Source organism: Streptomyces sp. NRRL F-2664 (assembly GCF_000719345.1).
Lineage (GTDB): Bacteria > Actinomycetota > Actinomycetes > Streptomycetales > Streptomycetaceae > Streptomyces.
On record NZ_JOFX01000206.1, the window covers coordinates 1 to 1,366 of the forward strand.

General features: G+C 59.3%; 1 protein-coding gene and 1 pseudogene. One reads left to right on the forward strand and one right to left on the reverse strand.

Annotated features, from left to right (window positions below):
• Positions 1-302, forward strand: a pseudogene (locus IF89_RS46765) (hypothetical protein); the annotation flags it as partial.
• Positions 303-534: 232 nt separating this feature from the next.
• Here the strand turns inward: IF89_RS46765 and IF89_RS45565 are convergent.
• Positions 535-1,366, reverse strand: an 832-nt coding sequence (locus IF89_RS45565; RefSeq protein ID WP_324605414.1) for an RHS repeat-associated core domain-containing protein, incomplete at its 5' end; no start/stop codon positions are given.

Here is a 1,366-nt window from a genome sequence, read left to right on the forward strand (position 1 = left end):
GACCTGGCGCATCCTCCGCAAAGCCCGCCTCAGCCCCAGCAGACTCACGTCAATCGCCAGAGCCATCCTCACCCTGGAGACTCACCGCTGAAAACGCTCCGTGTTCCAGCCCCACCTATGCCCCGGACCTCAACCCGACCGAGGGCGTCTGGTCGCTGGTCAAGCGTGACATCGGCAACCTCGCCGCGGCCGACCTCGGCCAGATCACCCGCGCCGTGAAGCGCAAACTGAAGATGCTGCAGTACCGGCCGGAGGTCGTCGACGGCTGCCTCGCCGGCACCGACCTGGCTCTGGACCGGTGAGCGTCGGGTCGACCGACCCGAAATTGGTCGAAGCCCAAAGCTGCTGGTCAGCTACGGTGGCGGCATGACTGACAGCTGCCCGCGGACGTAGCCGACGTGCTTGACCTCGTCCTGAACCCGGACGAGCCCGTTCACATCGCCCTCCGACGGCAGGTGCCCCATGTGCCCAACTTGAGCGAGACTGCGCCGGATGGATCCCGGTGAACGCAAAGCGACTATTGCGTACGAGCCGCTAGTCTTTAATCAGCATCACATCGGCCTCGTCGAATACCAAAAGCTCTCCCAAGTCCTTGCAGTAAATACCGCCATAGCCATTACCCCGGGCCCACTCTTCCGGATCTTCCGGGAGGAAGCCGTACTCATTTGTCAGCCTGCTGGTGGTATAGAGGGTCTCGATGCGCAAGTCGCTCCCATTAGCCCTTGTTCTGACTTTGAGGATAGGTTTTATCCCGGTGTATGCGGCCATGAGCACGCCTTGCGGATTATGGTTGGCGTGACGAAGTGCAACTTCGGGGCTTTTCGCCAGATAGATTCCCTCTCCCGGGCCGTGGTGACGCCCGGGCCGCAGGCCCTCCTTTTCGATCCTTTTGACCTTCGATACGTCCGACCCGTGAAAGAATCCGCGATTTTTCAGGTTTTGCGTGCTAATGTATTCTCGCTGCTGGAGGTCGGCGAATATTGGGACCGTATATTTCCCATTTGCGAATCTAAACCCCTTCCTTCTCGCTTCCTTTAGGGTGGCTCCCTTTACCTCATCCCGTCCCATCTTGCGCTCGATGGCTACATGTTCGGCAATCGGGAATCTCGATGTCTGCAATTCGGACGGTTCTGAGGGGGTCGTCTCGTAGCCGGCGTCAATTTCCTGCCGCAATCGGTCTTCATGTAAGTTTGCGCCTCTTTTGGATCTACCCGTAACGCCTATAGTTCCGTTCCCTGTGGGATCGATTCCATTAACAGGTTCGGTGTTGAAGGCTTGGTATTTGTTGAGGGGTGTGGGGTGGGGGTCGCGGGTGGTGAAGCGGCCGGTTTCGGGGTGGTAGAGGCGTGCGGGGGTGTAGTCGGTG